This is a genomic window from Lysobacter fragariae, assembly GCF_054779775.1.
In genome coordinates this window covers 437,596-453,622 of record NZ_BAAGXP010000001.1, presented here as the reverse complement: position 1 = coordinate 453,622, position 16,027 = coordinate 437,596, and the positions used below count along the sequence as shown (strand labels likewise).

Below are 16,027 nucleotides of genomic sequence, written 5' to 3'. Positions count from 1 at the left end.
GTTACCGCCAACGCCAACGCACAGTGGATTCTTGCCTGCGCATTAGTGCCCCGGGGTCCGACAGCAGGTAGCGTTGACCTGGTAGCTGATGACGCTCAGCAGGGATCCCACCAGGTCACACGTCCAGCCCGTTGGCTTGCCACCGACAACCAGGGGCTGGGAGTTCGATACACCGATCCCGAGCGGCCCACCGCAGCCACCGCCGGTGGCGGTGTAGCCAGCGGGGCAACTCACCGAACGCGTCTGCAATCCGGCGAGCAGGTCCAGGTTTCCGGTCTGCGTGGCGACGGTGCAGTCGAGCGGGGTGGCGGCCGGTTCGCGGAAATACCCATCGACGTCGACGACCACATCGGACATCTGCGTGGTGTAGAGCGTGAACTGCTTCGCGCAACCCGGACGGCACAGGCGGAGGACCGCCTCATTCGATGTGTGGGCGTCGCCGAAGTAGTTCAGTGAAGACGCGAGCGGCCTGCCCTCGTTGGAGGGATACGCGGTCAAGTAACCATAGGTAGGCGGAAGCGCAGTAGTGATCTTGACTGTCACGGCCGCTACGTCGGCTGGCAGTCCGCAGTTACTGGCCGCACCGCCCTGGGACTGGAAGTCAGTGGGCGTAAACGCGACGAATGAGCGGATGCCACCCTTTGCGATCGGGCCTCCAACGATGCGCGTATCGACGAGCCTGCATGTCGTGACCGGCGTGAACACCAGGTCCGCGTCGACGTCCCCCAGGAGCTTGTTGGGCATTGCGTTGTTGCCCAGCAGGGCAGCATTCATGCTCCCGAAGGTGACCGCGCTGGCTGCTCTCTCCAGGTTGGCGATGCTCGCTCGTTGCAGGAGGGGCGTCATGAGCGTGGCCCATGCCCTGGGAGAAACGTCCTTGCGCTTGGCACCTTCCAGGGCCCATCGCTTGACGATGTCGTAGACGAGTTCCGAGCGCATCGCCTCCGGCGCCAGGCCGGTTGTGGTGTGTCCGGGAGGAGCGGCCTTCGCGACAAGCGAAAGGCCCACGACGAGGATCGAAATCAGTGCCAGTCTTGCAATCCAGCTAGTCATGTCAATTCCCCAATATTGAGAAACATGATGCGGGTTGCGTGGCAGTCACGGCACAACAGGAGGTATCAATAACAGGAATGCCTCCGTGCAGAGACCACTCGCTTCCTGCGAAAGAGACAGCAGTATTTCGGTTTGCCCCAAACGGGTATGCCCGCCTCCGATCGGGGCAGGTCCATCCTAGGCTTCGTGGGTCCCTGGTCAATGGGGGTTTCCCCCGGCACCAGCGAAGGTGCCGGCAGGTCGATGTGGCCCCGGAAGACAACCAGTCAGGCCAGCGCGCTGATCCAGGCCCTGCTAGCGAAGTTGCGAGCCCTTGATTAGTGCCGGGGTCGCGTGTTCGCGTCCGGGATTCGCGGAGGGTGCCCTTGGCGCCTATACCTTCACCTGGTCGATGGCTTCTTCATCGCACACCACTTCGGCATCGGGCGCAGGCGCGACCACGGCAGTGGCTTTTGGAGCCAGGGCAGGCTTCTGCCCCTGGTTGGTGTAGTGCTCGAGGAAGCAGCGCATCGCATGGTCTACGCCAATCGAGTTGATGCCGCGATAGTCGGCTTCGTAGTAGGCGGAGTTGTTGTAGTTGCCCGTGATGATCTCGTAGGAAGGGAAGTACTCCACCCACGCCGGGTTGTTCCGGTACAGCGTTTCCGCGACAACGCGCAACACCGATTTGCTGTAGGTGGTGGCTACCAGTACGTGCCTGTCCTCGTAGGTGGCGATCAGGGGAACCGGCGAGACCGTCAGGATCATCCGCGAACGCGGATTGATCTTCTTGAACCCCGCCATGAACTGCCGCATGTCCTGAAGCACGTCATTGACGTCGAGGTTGATGAATTCGTGTCGTTCCGGGTCGAAACTTCCACCGGCCACCCCGGGGGCGAGCGGATACACGGTTCCGTCGATCCGGCTTCGCCAGGCTTCGGTCAGGCCCAGCGTGAAGACGAAGATGTCGCAGGTCGCGAACATTTCCCTCACCGCTGCCAGGTGTTCGGCGCGCGCGGCCTTCACCTCCTCCTCGGAGGCATACCCGGCGGGAGTGATCTGGGGGCGTAGTGCATCCACGTAGCGGCCGTCGTCCCGCAGCCAGGCGCCTTCGGCGGGTGCGCGCTCGCCCTGGCATTCCTGTAGCAGCTGCAGTAACTGGCGCGACGTATAGATGTTGCCGTAGCGGGCGGAGAAAACCCCGTAGTTCAATTCCTTGCGAGAACTCGCGTCGAGGTGGTCGCCACGCTCGGTGACCAGGTAGTTGAAGCCGATGCGCGACAGCCGGTTGGAGATGTGTTGCGCGAAGCAGCTGCCCGCCGTGGCGACCGACTGGGAAGCACCGATCCGGAAACGCGTCTGGACCACCGGGTCGAAGCGGAACCGTTCCACCCCCGCGACGGCCCGGCGCCAGAACTGGTGGTCGTTCAAGTGCTTGTAGGGATTGTTCATGGGGAATTTCCTATGTGGTCCATCGCCCGTTCGAACCGCGAAAACGGCACTGGCACCAGGTCGGGGTTGCGGGAGTAGAGGTCGAAACACTTCGCAAGGAATTCGCCAAGCTGGATGAACCGGTACTGGCCGCCAAGCTTGAAGTGGTAGCTCCCGGTGACTCCAAGGCGCTGGCCGATTTCAGGATAGATCGGATACACCGGGCCGTTCAGCAGGTTGTCGTGCGGCAGGACATCGGAATAGATCGCACGCTTGCCCGCCACGCGAAGGATCTCCTTGGCCACGTCGTGCAGGCAGCGCACATCGACGTGGTTCATGGAATACATGAAGGCGCCGTCGCGGCTCCAGTTCACGAACTGGGACTGGAGATCCAGGCCTGCCTGCTTGAATTTCTTCAGCAGGCGCATGCGTTCGTAATCCCAGTACTGGAAGTAGCCCAACTGTTCGTAGGTATTTTCGTTGAACAGGGCTGCGGTATCGCTTATGGACAGGCCGCGGCGGAAGGAAGCGTATGCGATGGCCGAATGGTAGTCGCCCATCGGCCCCTTGAACGTGCTGCTTCCCTGCCTCAGGTAGAGGATGTCGGGGTGGTACGCGTTGAAGTCGATCACCGGGATCGTCCAGATCTTGTCCCTGTCCGGAAGTTCGTCGGGCAAGAGCGACGCCAGTTGGGGTGCAACCAGGACCCGGTCAAAGCTGCTCCAACGGGAGAGGATCTCGCCGGACGTCTCCCTGAAGCTGCTCGGGTCGTAGTATTCGACGAGAATTTCGTCGCTCAGCAGGTTCAGCGAATTCGCCAAGCCGAAAACCTGGCAATTGAAGACGAGGAGCCACGACTCGACGCGTGTCGCTTGTTGCGTGTGTTGTTGGTGATGCACGGAAGTCCTTGCGGTGGTCGACTGTGGCGTGGTGCATGGGTCCTGCAAGTGGCGGTGCCATGGCCACCATCGAGGTCAACCTATCAGAGGTTCTGGTAATTCGGCCCGGCGCCGCCTTCCGGCGTGACCCAGTTGATGATCTGGTACGGATCCTTGATGTCGCAGGTCTTGCAGTGCACGCAGTTGGCGGCATTGATCTGCAGGCGCTTGTCGATGCCGCCATCCGTGCGTGCTTCCTCGACGATCTCGTACACGCCGGCCGGGCAGAACCGCGTGCACGGATTGTCGTACTCCTGCGCGCAACGGGTGATGCAGATCGAAGTGTCGGCGACCTTCAGGTGCACCGGCTGGTCTTCGTCGTGCTCGGTTGCGGCGTAGTACACGCCGGCGAGGCGATCGCGCGGGGCGAGGGTGCGGTCGAGGTAATTGTGTTCAACAGCCGCGCGCTTGGGCTGTTCGTGGGTGCCGACCTTGTCCAGCGACGACCAGTCCGCCTTGTTCTTCAGCGTCCACGGCGAGCGGCCGCCGGTAATGGTCTCCCACGCCGCATTCAGCATGCCGAACCACAAGCCACGCTTGAAGCCGGGCTTGATGTTGCGGACTTTCTTCAGTTCCGTCATCGCGTCGGATGCGCGCAGCTTGGCGTCGAAACCCTCCGGCGCCAGCTGTGAGGCGACCAGATGTTCGGCCGCGAGCATGCCCGAGCGGATCGCCTGGTGCGTGCCCTTGATCTTGGGCACGTTGAGCAGGCCGGCGGTGTCGCCGATCAGCAGGGCGCCGGGCATTTCCACCTTCGGCAGCGATTGCCAGCCGCCGGTGACGATCGCGCGCGCGCCGGCGGACACGATGTTGCCGCCGTCGAGCAGCGGCTTCACCATCGGGTGGTTCTTCCACTGTTGGAAGGCCTCCCACGGCTTGTATTCGGGATCGTGGTAATCGAGGCCACTGACGTAGCCCAGCGCGATGCGGCCCTTGTCCAGGTGGTACAGGAAGCTGCCGCCGTACGTTTTGCTGTCTGCCGGCCAGCCGAAGCTGTGCACGATCTTGCCAGGCTGCACGCGGTCCTCCGGCACCTGCCACAGTTCCTTGATGCCGATCGAATAGCCCTGCGGATCGCTGTCGGCGTCGAGCTTGAACTGCTGGATCAGGCGCTTGGTCAGGTGGCCGCGCGCGCCTTCGGCCAGCACGGTGACCTTGGCGCGAATATCGATGCCGGCCGTGAAGCCCGGCTTGTGCGAACCGTCCTTCGCGATGCCCATGTCGCCGATGCGCACACCGGTGACCTTGCCGTCCGCGTCATGCAGGGTCTCGGCGGCGGCGAAGCCGGGGTAGATCTCCACGCCCAGTGCTTCGGCCTGCGGCGCCAGCCATGCGCACATCGCGCCGAGACTGACGATCACGTTGCCGTGGTTGTGCATGCCCGGCGGTACCGGCAGCTTGCGGCCGCCGGTCTTCGACAGCAGCCAGAATTCGTCCTCGGTCGCCGGCACGCAGATCGGCGGCGGGTTGTCGCGCCAGTTGGGCAGCAGCGCGTCCAGCGGACCGGTCTCGATCACCGCGCCGGACAGGATGTGTGCGCCGATCGTGGACGCCTTCTCGATCACGCAGACCGAGATCTCCGGGTTGAGCTGCTTGAGCCGGATCGCGAAGGCGAGTCCCGAGGGACCGGCGCCGACGGTGACGACGTCGTACTCCATGACATCGCGCTCGATCGGCTCATGGGTCTGGGGTGCGTCGGTCATCGGGGGCTCCGCGGTGCTGCGTGGCGTGGACGGGTGGGGCAATCCCGCGATTTTCGCGGCTTGGGGCGGGCGGAGCAAATGGCCGTGCGCCATGGGCGGGTGCTAGCGTCGCCGCATGACATTGCGCGCGCTGCCGCTGGAAGGGGCCGACCTGGCATTCGACCCGCATTGGCTGGACGGCGCGCAGGCGCAGGCGCTGTTCGCGGCGCTCCGGGCGGGCATCGCGTGGGAGATCCACCGCATCCGGATGTTCGGCCGGGAGGTGGATTCGCCGCGCCTGAGCTGCTGGATCGGCGATGCCGACGCCCGCTACCGGTACTCGGGCACGCTGTTCGAGCCCCACCCGTGGCCGGACGCGCTGGCGGTTCTGCGCGAAAGATTGCGCGGGGAGCTGGGGATCGACTTCAACAGCGTGCTGGCCAATCGCTATCGCGACGGCCGGGACAGCATGGGCTGGCACAGCGACAACGAGCCCGAACTGGGGCCGGCGCCGGTGATCGCCTCGATCAGCCTGGGGGCTACGCGGCGCTTCCTGCTGCGCCATCGCACGGAGCTGGCGCGGCGACTCGAGATCGAACTGCCGCCGGGTAGCCTGCTGCTGATGCGCGGTGCGACGCAGGCCAACTACCGGCATGCGTTACCGCGAACGGCCCGCCCGGTGGGCGAGCGGATCAACCTGACGTTCCGGCGGATCCGGGGGCAGTGAGCGACATCGTCATCCCGGGCGCAGCGAGGGGCCAGCTGTTGCGCATCTGAAAAAGCAGGCCCCTTGCGGCCTTCGGGACGACGGCAAGTGGCAAGCAACAACCCCTGGCCGGGTACGCCGCGTTCCGATCAGGAAGACAGGCGGGACGCGATGGCGATCAGCATCCCGTCAACGACACGCCCATCAACGCCGCGCGTGTTCGTACTGCTCACCGGTTGCCAGCGTCCACCCTGCCAGGTCGCCCGTCATGTCGGTCAGCACCAGGTTGAAGGCTTCGACCACATCAGGCACCGCAGTCGACGCCGCGCCGCGCGTGCGCAGGAACGTGCGCGAACCCGCCAGCTGCTGGCTCTTCACGTGCAGCAGCTTGACCGACACCTCGATCGTGGCTGCAGGCACGGCGCCGCCGGCGTAGTCGGATTCGAAGCGGCGCACGTCCATCAGCAACCGGTAGTCCGAGCCGATGCCGCTGCCCTGGCGCGCGACTGCGGTGATGTGGCCCGAATCCTCCAGCGTGCGCAGCAGCGTGTCCTCGAGCATCTCGCCTGGCGGCTTGGACCACTGTGCGCCCTTGTAGACCTGCAGCTCGTTCGGCGTCGGGCGCACGTTGATGCGCAGGCTGTCGACAGTGCGCGCGCCTTGCGCACGACCAAGCGCCAGTTGCCAGCGCACGGTCGGCCATTCGGACGCAACCGGCGCCCGGGCGACGGGCGCATAGACGGTCACCGGCGAATCGTTGCCACCACCGAGCAGCGAAGCGCACCCGCCCAGCATCGCCAGGCACAACACGGCACCGAGCGGTGCGATCCGGCGAATGCGCGAAAAACCCACGGCGATGGTCGATTCCACTGCGGCAACTCCCTTCGTACGCATGTGCATCGTGTCGATGTCCTGGCGGCTCATTTCGGCTCGAACTCCTTGGGCGCGTCGCGACCCAGCAGGTATTGCGCGGGCCCACCTTCGAGGCGGTCGCTGATGTGGCGCAGGTCGCGCACCAATGCGCGCAGTTCGCCCAGCGTCGGTCCAAGCTGGCCCAGTCCGTCATTGGCGAAGTTGTTGATCGCCGCGCGGTTGTCGCTGACCAGGCCGTTGACGCCGCCTGCGGCCGAGTCGAGCTGCGCGAGCGTGCCGTCGAGCTTGTTCACCAGCGCGGGTAGCTTCTGCACGAGTTCGCGATCCAGCCCCTGTACCGCCTTGTCGGTGGTCACCAGCGTCTTCTCCAGCTGCTCGCTGGATTTGCGGGCGTTGACGATCATCAGGCGCAGGTCGTCGCGTTGGCCGCCGATCGCGCTGGTAGCGGCGTCGATGTTGGCCAGCGAATCGGAGATGCGCTTGACGTTTTCATCGCTCAGCAGCACGTCCAGTCGGCTCACCAGCTTGTTCGCGGTGTCGGCGATGTTCTGCAACGCGGAGGCCTCGGTCTTGATCACCGGCACTTCGCGCTTGTCCACGTCCGACAGGCTCGGTGCACCCGGGCTGCCGCCGGTGAGCTGGATGATCGGCGGCGCGGTCAGGCTGGGGGTGGAGATCTTGGCGCGCGTATCGCTCTTGACCGGCGTGCGCGCCTGGATGCGGATGTTGGCGAGCACGCGGCGCGGGTCGTCGGGAGCGAGGCGAAGCGACTCGATCGTGCCGACCGAGATGCCGTTGTAGAGCACCGGGCTGCCCTCGGTGAGGCCGGTGACCGGCTCATCGAAGATCACCGCGTAGTGGCTCCAGTCTTTCTCGGACGAATACTTCGCCGCCCACAGTGCGAACAGCAACAGGAACAGCGTCACCACCAGGGTGAAGGCGCCGATCAGGACGTAATTGGCCTTGGTTTCCATGTCAGTTCCCTTCGCGGGTTTTCTGCGCCGCGCGCGCACGGGGGCCGTGGAAATATTCCTGGACCCATGGATGGTCAAACGTCTCGATCTGCTCGATCGGCGCGCAGGCCACGACCTTGCGGTCGGCCAGCACGGCAATGCGGTCGCAGATCGCGTAAAGCGTGTCGAGGTCGTGCGTGATCAGGAATACGGTGAGGCCCAACGCCTGCTGCAGCGTGCGGATCAGGCGATCGAACGCGGCGGCGCCGATCGGATCGAGCCCGGCGGTGGGTTCGTCGAGGAACAGCAGCGGCGGATCCAGCGCAAGCGCGCGCGCGAGTCCCGCGCGCTTGCGCATGCCGCCGGATAGTTGCGACGGCAGCTTGTTGATCGCATCGGCGGGCAGGCCGGCCAGCTTCACCTTCAGCAGCGCCAATTCGTACAGCAGCGAATCGGGCAGGTCGCGGTGGTACTCCTTCAGTGGCACCTGCACGTTCTCGCCGACGGTGAGCGAGGAAAACAACGCGCCGTCCTGGAACAGCACGCCGGTGTTGCGTTCGATGGCGCGGCGATCGGCGGGGTCCTCACTGCGCGCGTCAACGCCGAGGACTTCGATCGCACCCGCATCGGGCCGGCGCAGCCCGAGGATCGATCGCATCAGTACCGATTTGCCGGTACCCGAACCGCCGACCACGCCGATGATCTCGCCACGCCGCACGTCCAGGTCCAGGCCGTCGTGCACGACCTGTTCGTCGAAGCGGTTGGACACGCCGCGGATGCGGATGATGGGTTCGTCGTGGGGGAGCGGCTGCACGGCGGCCATGTCAGTAGCCCATCTTCATGAACCAGATCGCCGCCATCGCGTCCAGGATGATCACCAGCGAGATCGTCTGCACGACGCTGGACGTAGTGCGTTCGCCGACGGACTCCGCGGTGCCTTCGACCTGCAGTCCTTCCAGGCACCCGATCAGCGAAATGATCAGCGCGAAGAACGGCGCCTTCACCATGCCGACGACGAAATGCTTGAGCTGCATCGTCTCGTGCATGCGCGAGAGGTACTGCATCGGCGGGATGTCCAGGCCGTAGGCGCCGACGGTGAGGCCGCCGAGCAGGCCGAAGATCATCGCGACGAAGGTCAGCAGCGGCAGCATTACCAGCAGCGCCAGCACGCGCGGGATCACCAGCAGGTCGATCGGATCCATGCCAAGCGTGCGGATCGCGTCAACTTCCTCGCGGGCCTTCATCGCGCCGATCTGCGCGGTGAACGCGCTGGCGGTGCGGCCGGCGAGGATGATCGCCGTCAGCAGCACGCCGAACTCGCGCAGGAACGCGATGCTCACCAGTTCCACCACGTAGATGACCGCACCGAAGTCGCGCAGGATGTTGGCGCCCAGGAACGCCACCACTGCGCCCACCAGGAAGCACAGCAGCGCCACCAGCGGCACCGCGTCCAGGCCGACCTGTTCCATGTGGTGCACGGTGGCGGTCGGGCGGAACCGGCTGGGCTCCTTCACCGTGCGCACCAGCTTGATCAGCGTCTCGCCGAAGAAGCTGACGAGCGCGCGGATCTCGCTGAAGTTGTCGTGCACCGCGAAGCCGAGGCGGGCCAGTGCCGCGGCGATGCCGTATTCCTTTTTCTTTTTCGGCCGGTCGTCGGCGACGTCCTCGATCGCGCTCACCAGGTTGCGGTGGTCGTCGTGGAAATCGATCAGGTCGAAGTCGAAATCGCGCCGCCGCGCGAAGCGCAGCAGCTGCAGCACGCCGAGCGAATCCAGCCGCTGCACGCCGGTTGCGTCGATGCCGTCGAACTCGCGTGGCGCGCGACCCAGGGCCTCGCTGATGCCGCCGGCGTGTTCCAGCGTCCATTGCCCGCTCAGGCGCAGGCGCGTCGGACTGCCTTCGGCGGTGAGGTCGGGTCGGGAAGCGGGGGCCATTGCGGTGGAGGATACAGGCGCGGGTGGGCGGTTGGTCCAGCGGGTCCGCACGTGCTGATGGCGGCCACGCGCCGGGCAATTGGGGATACGCGAAACACGCCGGGGACCTGACGGCCGGCGGAGCGGGCTTCATGCTGGCTAGTCCACATTGGGCGATGCCACGCTGGCGACACCACGCGGAGCGTCCGGCCATGCGATCCTTGCGGCATGCAAGCACCTGTCGAGCCACGTCCTGTTGAATCGCGCAATGCTGAAGCGCGCCCCGCAGAAACCCCTGTCGGATCGCGCGACGCCAGCTTCGTTGACCGCGTCGATTTCCTGGTCGAGCTGGCCAGTCGCCTCCACAGCTACGGCACCACCGCGCAGCGCTTGGAGGGCGCGATCACCGCGGTGTCGCGGCGCCTGCACGTGGCCTGTGAGCCGATGTCCAACCCGACCGGGATGGTCCTGACCTTCAGCGATCCGCAGCGGCCGGAGGGCAGCGATATCACCCGGGTCGTGCGTCTGCCGCCCGGTGAGAATGATCTGCATCGCCTGGCCGAGACCGACCGCATCGCCGAGGACGTGATGGCGGGCCGGCTGGATCTGGAGCAGGCCCATGACGCCATGGGCGCACTCGATCGTCCGCACAGTTCGCGCTCGCGGCGGATGCAGGTGCTGGCATTCGGGCTCGCCGCGCTGGCCATCGCCGGCCTGCTGCGACTGCCGTGGCTCGACATCGCCGTGGCCGGTGTCAACGGCCTGCTGATCGGCGCGCTGGTGGAACTGAGCGCGATGCGTCCGCGGTTGAAGGAGGCGCTGGAAGCCGTCGCCGCGACCTTCGCCGCGACCACCACCGTGCTGGTCGCCATCGCCACGCCGCTCAACCAGAACACCGTGATCATCGCCTCGCTGATCGTGCTGCTGCCGGGCCTTGCGTTGACCAACGCGGTGAACGAGCTCACCAGCCAGCATCTGGTTTCCGGCACGGCGCGGTTCGCCGGTGCATTGACGACGGTGCTCAAGCTCACCGTGGGTACGGCGATTGCGCTGTACGTTGCCGACCTGATCGGTCTGCAACCGCAGGTGCGCGCGCTGCGGCCGCAACCGGGCTGGGTGGAAGGCATCGCGCTGGTCGCCGCGGCTTTCGCCTTCGCCGTGCTGTTCCGCGCCAGCCGCCGCGACTACCTGCGGGTGATGGTGGCCGCGGCATCGGGTTACCTGATCTCACGCTTTGCCGGCGAAGCCTTCGGCAGCCTGGCCGGCATCTTCCTGGCCGCGCTGGTGATGACCGCGGCGGGCAATGCCTATGCACGGTGGTGGAATCGCCCGGGCGCCATCGTCCGCGTGCCCGGCATCATCATGCTGGTGCCCGGCAGCACCACGCTGCGCGGACTGATGAACATGATCCAGCAGCAGGACATGATCGCCGGGCAGGACGCACTGCTTGCGGTGGTGAACATCCTGCTGGCGCTGCTGGCAGGGTTGCTGTTTGGCAACCTGTTGTTGCCGGCGGGGCGGAACCTCTGACCCGGGCTGGCCGACAGGGTCGCGGGCACGGGGTTTGCAGGCCTGGCGGTTGGACGAGATCAGGGCCTGTCCGCAAATGAAAACGCCGGCGCGAAGGCCGGCGTTTTGTGTTGCGTGCGACGGTTATCCGATCAGGAAATCATCCAGCTTGCGTCCCTGGTCCAGGTAGACCGAGAGCCAGCGTGGCGGCTTGCCGCGCCCGGCCCAGGTTTCGGCCGTATTCGCCGGGTTGCGATACTTCGGCGCCACCTTGCCCAGCTTGTAACCCTTGGTCGTCTTGCGCGCTTTCGACGCAGCAGCGGTCGGTTTCGACGCTGCAGGCCTGGTTGCGGTTGCGCCACCGAACAGCTCGGCGATCGTGTAGCCCTCGGCCTTCGCCAGTGCGGTCAGCTTGCTGCGGACGGCGGCGATCGGCTTGCGCTTGATCAGCGTCGTCTTGCGCTTCTTCGCCTGGTTGATCAGCGCGTCCAGTTCCTTCGCGGACAGGCCGTTGATGTCGATCGACATGAAACCTCCGGGTTACGGTGGAATGCGGATTGTGTCTGGCCCGATTATGCCGCGCCCAGCCGCGCCAGCAACGCCGCGTGGTCCAGGTTCTCGGCTTCGCTCGCGCGGCGGTGGCGGTATTCGAACGAACCGGCGGCGATGCCGCGTTCGGATACCACCACGCGATGCGGGATGCCGATCAGCTCGATGTCGGCGAACATCGCGCCCGGACGCAGGCCGCGGTCGTCGAGCACGGTGTCGATGCCGGCGGCGTTGAGTTCGCGGTACAGCGCTTCCGCGGCCTCGGTGACGGTCGCGTCATTCTTCGGATTGATCATGCACACGGCGACCTGCCACGGCGCCATCGCGTCCGGCCAGACGATGCCGTTGGCGTCGAAGTTCTGTTCGATCGCGGCGGCGACAATGCGCGACACGCCGATGCCGTAGCAGCCCATCAGCGGGATTGCGGCCTTGCCGGTTTCGTCCAGTACGGTGCACTCCATCGCTTCGGCGTACTTGCGGCCGAGCTGGAACACGTGGCCGACCTCGATGCCGCGCGCGATGCCCAGCGTGCCGTGGCCGTCGGGCGAGGCGTCGCCTTCGACCACGTTGCGGATGTCGGCGACTTCATGCGCTTCGGGCAGGTCGCGACCCCAGTTCACGCCGGCGAGGTGGTAACCCTTCTCGTTGGCACCGACGACGAAGTCGGCCATCGCGGCGACGCTGCGGTCGGCGATGACGCGGATCGGCTGCTTCGATGCCCCGGCGGCGCTCGTGGCGCCGCCGCTGAGCACCGGTCCCAGGAAACCCGGTTCGCTGCCCAGGTGCGCGTCGATCTCGCCTTCGGTTGCCAGGCGGTAGTCGCCCATGCCGGCAAGCTTGGCCAGCTTGATCTCGTTGACGACGTGATCGCCGCGGACCAGCGCGAGCACGAACTGCGGTGCGTTTTCGCCGTCGACGCCCATCAGCGCCACCGACTTCACCGTGCGCTGCAACGCGATGCCCATCAGCGCGGCGACGTCCTCGCAGGTCTTCTGCATGGGCGTGTCGATCCTGCGCATCGCCTCGGTTGCGGCGGGGCGTGCGCCCGGCGATACGGCTTCGGCCAGTTCGACGTTCGCGGCGTAGTCCGAACCGCTCGAGAAGGCGATAGCGTCCTCACCCGAATCGGCCAGCACGTGGAATTCGTGCGAGGCACTGCCGCCGATCGCGCCGGTATCGGCGAACACCGCGCGGAACTTCAGCCCCAGGCGCTGGAAGATGCGGCTGTAGGCGTCGTACATGTTCCGGTACTCACGGGCGAGGTCGTCCTGCGTGAGGTGGAACGAGTACGCATCCTTCATCAGGAATTCGCGCGCGCGCATCACGCCGAAGCGCGGGCGGATCTCGTCGCGGAACTTGGTCTGGATGTTGTAGAAGTTGACCGGCAGCTGCTTGTAGCTGGACAGCTCGCTGCGGGCGAAGTCGGTGATGACTTCCTCGGCGGTGGGGCCGTAGCAGTAACCGGCTTCCTTGCGGTCCTTGATCTTGAGCAGCTGGCCGCCGAACTTCTCCCAGCGACCGGTTTCCTCCCACAGTTCCTGCGGCTGGATCGTCGGCATCAGCAGTTCGATCGCGCCGGCGGCGTCCATCTCCTCGCGCACCGCCTTCTCAACCTTGCGCAGCACACGCAGGCCCAGCGGACTCCACGTGTACAGGCCAGCGGCGAGCTTGCGGATCATGCCGGCCTTGAGCATCAGCTTGTGGCTGATGATTTCGGCTTCGGCGGGGGTTTCCTTGCTGGTGTGGAGGTGGAACCGCGACAGGCGCATCAGTGGGGGCTTCACGCGTAGAGAGGCCGGCATTTTGCCATGCGCTGCGCGGGTTGGCCGGCTGCGTAGTTGCGGGCATTCCGGCCTTGGCGCCTCGTCCTTCGACTTCGGGCCTGCGGACCTGCGCTCAGGATGAGTGGGGACATCATGAGCGGGGGTTCTCAATCCGACAGGCGCTGACCGCCGACTGGCAACGCGGAACTACTGCGGTGGATTGTCCGGAAGCTCGGTCGAACGCTCGCCGTGGACCTCGATGCCGTCCTTCGGCGCCATGTCGATGGTTTCGTACTTGTGGCCCTTGGGCGGCTCCGTACTCACCTGCAGGCGGCCCTGGGCATCGCGCCAGCGATAGAGCTTGGGTCGGGCGGCCTCGGCCTGCGCGGCGGCCGCTTTCTCGGCACGTTCGCGCTTGGCGGCGGCCTGCTCGGGCGTGTCGCGCGAGGTCCACCACGCGACAAGGCCGGCGATTAGTCCGCCGGCGACGATGGCCCAGAACAGGCGCATGCGCTCAGGGCTTGGCGGCAGCCGGGGTGCAGGAGGTCTTGATCATGGCGTCGGCCCAGGCGACCTGCTGGGCGCGTTCGTCCTTGGTGAGTTCGCGGTCGGCCTTGCCATCGTTGTTGGCATCGATGCCGACAGCCACGCCGCTGTCGAGGTTCGCCTTGTTGCCGCGGGCCTTGGTGCAGGCGGCGTTCTCGGCGGGTTTGGCATCGGCAACCGGGGCTGCCGGTCCGTCTTTCATCTGCCGGTTCTTGTAGCCCTGCTCAGGCGGCGCGGAGTCGGAATAGTGGGAGACGCCGTTGGCGTCCTTCCACTGGTAGACCTTGCCGGCGAAGGCGGGGCACGCGAAGGCGAGGGTGCACAGGCCCAGGAGCAGGGTCGGGCCGATCCGGCTGCTGTGGGCAGCTCGAGCGGTTCGTGCGGGTGTAGCGGGGATGCGGCTGGTCACGTCGGAACTCCGGTCATGCAGCGGGCAGACCCCGATTGCAGCACCCGTGCCCGCCGCAGGCAAGCGCTAAACTGCCCACATGGACCCATTGCCTACCCCGCGGCCGCGCAATCGCGGCATTTACCTGCTGCCAAACCTGTTCACGACCGGCGGCCTGTTCGCCGGTTACTACGCGATCATCGCGGCGACCCAGGGGCATTTCGAGAACGCCTGCATCGCGATTTTCGTTGCCGCGATCCTCGATGGCGTCGATGGCCGGGTCGCGCGGCTGACCAATACCCAGAGCGAGTTCGGCATGCAGTACGACTCGCTGGCCGACCTGATCAGCTTCGGCCTGGCGCCGTCGCTGGTGATGTACCACTGGGCGCTGTCGTCCACGCGGCTGGACGGCGTGGTGCCGGGCAAGCTCGGCTGGATCGTGGCGTTCCTGTATGCCGCGTGCGCGGCGCTGCGGTTGGCACGGTTCAACTCGCAGGTGGGCGTGGTCGACAAGCGCTGGTTCATCGGGCTGGCCAGCCCGGCGGCGGCGGGGCTGGTGTCGGCCTTCGTGTGGACCTGCAACGACAACGGTTTCGACGGCGAGGACCTGCGCTATGTCGCGCTCGCCGTGACCGTCGTCGCGGCCTTGCTGATGGTGAGCAGGATGCGCTACTTCAGCTTCAAGGGCGGTGGTCCGCATACCGACCGCGTGCCGTTCCTGGCGATCGTGGTGGTGCTTGCGGTGCTGGTAGCCATCGCCGTTGATCCGCCGACGGTGCTGCTCGCGATCACCACCTTGTACGCGCTCTCCGGTCCGGGCTACTGGCTCTGGCGCAAGTTGCGGCGGCTACCCGCGGAGTCGGCCGCGTGAGCGGTGTTTCGCCGTGGAGCGGGCAGCAGCAGGCGTGGCTGCGCGAGCTCGGGCACGACGTGATGGTGCTGGGGTCGGCCGCGGATGTGGTGGCTGCGCCTTCGCGGGACGGGACGCCAGCCGAGCAGGCCGGGCTTGATGTGCGCACACGGGCTCCTACGGCGCGGCCTTCGACGCCGCAGCGTCAGGCGACTCCAATTGCACTGGAAAACGCACTCCTGCGCGCGCTCGCACATGCCGCGAAGCGGGAGCCGGAAGACGAGGGATTGCGTGCCGCCTTGCCCGACCTGGCGACGTTGCGCGGCAACCCGCGCGCGCGCCGGGCGCTCTGGCCCGTATTGCGCGCCCTGCGCAAGGTGGCGCGCTCGTGAACGCGCGCACGATCGAAGCCACATCACCGGCGTCGCTCCGGGCCATGCGCGAGGACGACCTGGTCGCCGTGCACCTGATCGAGGTGCGTGCGTATGAATTCCCGTGGACGGTGGGCATCTTCCGCGACTGCCTGCGCGCGGACTACCCGGCGTGGGTGCTGCACGACGAGGGCCGCATCATCGGTTACTTCCTCATGTCGATCGCGGCAGGCGAGGCGCACGTGCTCAACGTGTGCGTCGCCCCGGAGATGCAGGGACATGGTTACGGACGCCGCCTGCTGCATGCGCTGATGCAGATCGCGCGCGGTCGCGGCGCGGCGCGGGTGTTCCTGGAGGTGCGGCCGTCCAACGTGCACGCCATCGCCCTGTACCACGACGAGGGCTTCAACGAGATCGGACGTCGCCCGCGCTATTACCCTGCGAAGGACGGGCGCGAGGACGCGCTGGTGATGGCGATGGAGTTGTTGCCCGCCCTCGACTGACTCCAGGCCGCGGAATCGTG

17 protein-coding genes are annotated in these 16,027 nt (G+C 66.2%); 5 read left to right on the top strand and 12 right to left on the bottom strand.

The annotated features are described in order from the left end of the window. Positions 1-42 precede the first annotated feature (42 nt). The 4 genes from ACYVD7_RS02030 to ACYVD7_RS02015 form a co-directional block, all read right to left on the bottom strand. Complete coding sequence (locus ACYVD7_RS02030; protein WP_460758550.1) at positions 43-1,053, bottom strand: hypothetical protein; 1,011 nt, start codon at positions 1,051-1,053, stop codon at positions 43-45. Between the two features lie 372 nt (positions 1,054-1,425). Further along, positions 1,426-2,484, bottom strand: a complete 1,059-nt coding sequence (locus tag ACYVD7_RS02025; protein ID WP_460758548.1) for a GSCFA domain-containing protein — start codon at positions 2,482-2,484, stop codon at positions 1,426-1,428. Continuing rightward, positions 2,481-3,362, bottom strand: a complete 882-nt coding sequence (locus ACYVD7_RS02020; protein WP_460758547.1) for a WcbI family polysaccharide biosynthesis putative acetyltransferase — start codon at positions 3,360-3,362, stop codon at positions 2,481-2,483. The genes ACYVD7_RS02025 and ACYVD7_RS02020 overlap by 4 nt, the downstream gene beginning before the upstream one ends. Positions 3,363-3,445: 83 nt before the next feature. Beyond that, a complete protein-coding gene (locus tag ACYVD7_RS02015) occupies positions 3,446-5,104 on the bottom strand; it encodes an electron transfer flavoprotein-ubiquinone oxidoreductase (RefSeq protein ID WP_460758546.1) in 1,659 nt (552 codons plus the stop codon). A 115-nt stretch (positions 5,105-5,219) separates the two neighbouring features. Between ACYVD7_RS02015 and ACYVD7_RS02010 the strand changes: the two genes are divergently transcribed. Beyond that, entirely contained in the window at positions 5,220-5,810 is a 591-nt protein-coding gene (locus ACYVD7_RS02010; protein ID WP_460758544.1) for an alpha-ketoglutarate-dependent dioxygenase AlkB family protein, read from the top strand. 183 nt (positions 5,811-5,993) lie between these two features. Here the strand turns inward: ACYVD7_RS02010 and ACYVD7_RS02005 are convergent, their stop codons facing one another. The 4 genes from ACYVD7_RS02005 to ACYVD7_RS01990 are packed head-to-tail and all read right to left on the bottom strand — an operon-like array spanning position 5,994 to position 9,549. Then, positions 5,994-6,683, bottom strand: coding sequence for an ABC-type transport auxiliary lipoprotein family protein (locus tag ACYVD7_RS02005; protein WP_460758751.1), 690 nt, complete (start codon positions 6,681-6,683; stop codon positions 5,994-5,996). Positions 6,684-6,709: 26 nt separating this feature from the next. Next, positions 6,710-7,636, bottom strand: coding sequence for an MlaD family protein (locus ACYVD7_RS02000; protein ID WP_460758542.1), 927 nt, complete (start codon positions 7,634-7,636; stop codon positions 6,710-6,712). Between the two features lies 1 nt (position 7,637). Continuing rightward, positions 7,638-8,429 carry an ABC transporter ATP-binding protein gene (locus tag ACYVD7_RS01995; protein WP_460758540.1) on the bottom strand — a complete coding sequence of 264 codons (792 nt, stop codon included), beginning with the start codon at positions 8,427-8,429 and terminating at the stop codon, positions 7,638-7,640. Positions 8,430-8,439: 10 nt separating this feature from the next. Then, the gene (locus ACYVD7_RS01990) at positions 8,440-9,549 is read right to left on the bottom strand and encodes an ABC transporter permease (protein ID WP_460758538.1); all 1,110 of its coding nucleotides are present in this window, start codon (positions 9,547-9,549) and stop codon (positions 8,440-8,442) included. A 207-nt stretch (positions 9,550-9,756) separates the two neighbouring features. Here ACYVD7_RS01990 and ACYVD7_RS01985 point away from each other — a divergent pair, with 207 nt between their 5' ends. Continuing rightward, on the top strand, positions 9,757-11,058 hold the full coding sequence (locus ACYVD7_RS01985) for a threonine/serine exporter family protein (protein WP_460758536.1): 1,302 nt from the start codon (positions 9,757-9,759) through the stop codon (positions 11,056-11,058). Positions 11,059-11,181: 123 nt separating this feature from the next. On the opposite strand, the gene ACYVD7_RS01980 is transcribed toward ACYVD7_RS01985, so the two are convergent. The 4 genes from ACYVD7_RS01980 to ACYVD7_RS01965 form a co-directional block, all read right to left on the bottom strand. Beyond that, positions 11,182-11,565, bottom strand: coding sequence for an H-NS histone family protein (locus tag ACYVD7_RS01980; RefSeq protein WP_460758534.1), 384 nt, complete (start codon positions 11,563-11,565; stop codon positions 11,182-11,184). A 44-nt stretch (positions 11,566-11,609) separates the two neighbouring features. Further along, complete coding sequence (locus ACYVD7_RS01975) at positions 11,610-13,355, bottom strand: proline--tRNA ligase (RefSeq protein ID WP_460758750.1); 1,746 nt, start codon at positions 13,353-13,355, stop codon at positions 11,610-11,612. Positions 13,356-13,556: 201 nt separating this feature from the next. Next, entirely contained in the window at positions 13,557-13,859 is a 303-nt protein-coding gene (locus ACYVD7_RS01970; RefSeq protein ID WP_460758533.1) for a DUF4124 domain-containing protein, read from the bottom strand. 4 nt (positions 13,860-13,863) lie between these two features. Further along, a complete protein-coding gene (locus ACYVD7_RS01965) occupies positions 13,864-14,304 on the bottom strand; it encodes a DUF4124 domain-containing protein (protein WP_460758531.1) in 441 nt (146 codons plus the stop codon). 79 nt (positions 14,305-14,383) lie between these two features. On the opposite strand from ACYVD7_RS01965, the gene pssA reads away from it, so the two are divergent. Genes pssA through rimI form a run of 3 tightly spaced genes read left to right on the top strand, consistent with a single transcriptional unit; the run spans position 14,384 to position 16,007 of the window. Then, a complete protein-coding gene (gene pssA, locus ACYVD7_RS01960; protein WP_460758530.1) occupies positions 14,384-15,154 on the top strand; it encodes a CDP-diacylglycerol--serine O-phosphatidyltransferase in 771 nt (256 codons plus the stop codon). Beyond that, the gene (locus ACYVD7_RS01955) at positions 15,151-15,525 is read left to right on the top strand and encodes a hypothetical protein (RefSeq protein WP_460758528.1); all 375 of its coding nucleotides are present in this window, start codon (positions 15,151-15,153) and stop codon (positions 15,523-15,525) included. Before pssA ends, ACYVD7_RS01955 begins: the two co-directional genes overlap by 4 nt. A 44-nt stretch (positions 15,526-15,569) precedes the next feature. After that, entirely contained in the window at positions 15,570-16,007 is a 438-nt protein-coding gene (gene rimI / locus ACYVD7_RS01950; RefSeq protein ID WP_460758748.1) for a ribosomal protein S18-alanine N-acetyltransferase, read from the top strand. Positions 16,008-16,027 lie beyond the last annotated feature (20 nt).

Bases quoted from the DNA above. Each gene is read 5' to 3' on its own strand.
- pssA (WP_460758530.1), top strand. From the start codon at position 14,384: ATGGACCCATTGCCTACCCCGCGGCCGCGCAATCGCGGCATTTACCTG.
- ACYVD7_RS01990 (WP_460758538.1), bottom strand. From the start codon at position 9,549: ATGGCCCCCGCTTCCCGACCCGACCTCACCGCCGAAGGCAGTCCGACG.
- ACYVD7_RS02015 (WP_460758546.1), bottom strand. From the start codon at position 5,104: ATGACCGACGCACCCCAGACCCATGAGCCGATCGAGCGCGATGTCATG.
- ACYVD7_RS01985 (WP_460758536.1), top strand. From the start codon at position 9,757: ATGCAAGCACCTGTCGAGCCACGTCCTGTTGAATCGCGCAATGCTGAA.
- rimI (WP_460758748.1), top strand. From the start codon at position 15,570: ATGCGCGAGGACGACCTGGTCGCCGTGCACCTGATCGAGGTGCGTGCG.
- ACYVD7_RS01980 (WP_460758534.1), bottom strand. From the start codon at position 11,565: ATGTCGATCGACATCAACGGCCTGTCCGCGAAGGAACTGGACGCGCTG.
- ACYVD7_RS02000 (WP_460758542.1), bottom strand. From the start codon at position 7,636: ATGGAAACCAAGGCCAATTACGTCCTGATCGGCGCCTTCACCCTGGTG.
- ACYVD7_RS02030 (WP_460758550.1), bottom strand. From the start codon at position 1,053: ATGACTAGCTGGATTGCAAGACTGGCACTGATTTCGATCCTCGTCGTG.
- ACYVD7_RS02025 (WP_460758548.1), bottom strand. From the start codon at position 2,484: ATGAACAATCCCTACAAGCACTTGAACGACCACCAGTTCTGGCGCCGG.
- ACYVD7_RS01975 (WP_460758750.1), bottom strand. From the start codon at position 13,355: ATGCGCCTGTCGCGGTTCCACCTCCACACCAGCAAGGAAACCCCCGCC.
- ACYVD7_RS02010 (WP_460758544.1), top strand. From the start codon at position 5,220: ATGACATTGCGCGCGCTGCCGCTGGAAGGGGCCGACCTGGCATTCGAC.
- ACYVD7_RS02005 (WP_460758751.1), bottom strand. From the start codon at position 6,683: ATGCGTACGAAGGGAGTTGCCGCAGTGGAATCGACCATCGCCGTGGGT.
- ACYVD7_RS01970 (WP_460758533.1), bottom strand. From the start codon at position 13,859: ATGCGCCTGTTCTGGGCCATCGTCGCCGGCGGACTAATCGCCGGCCTT.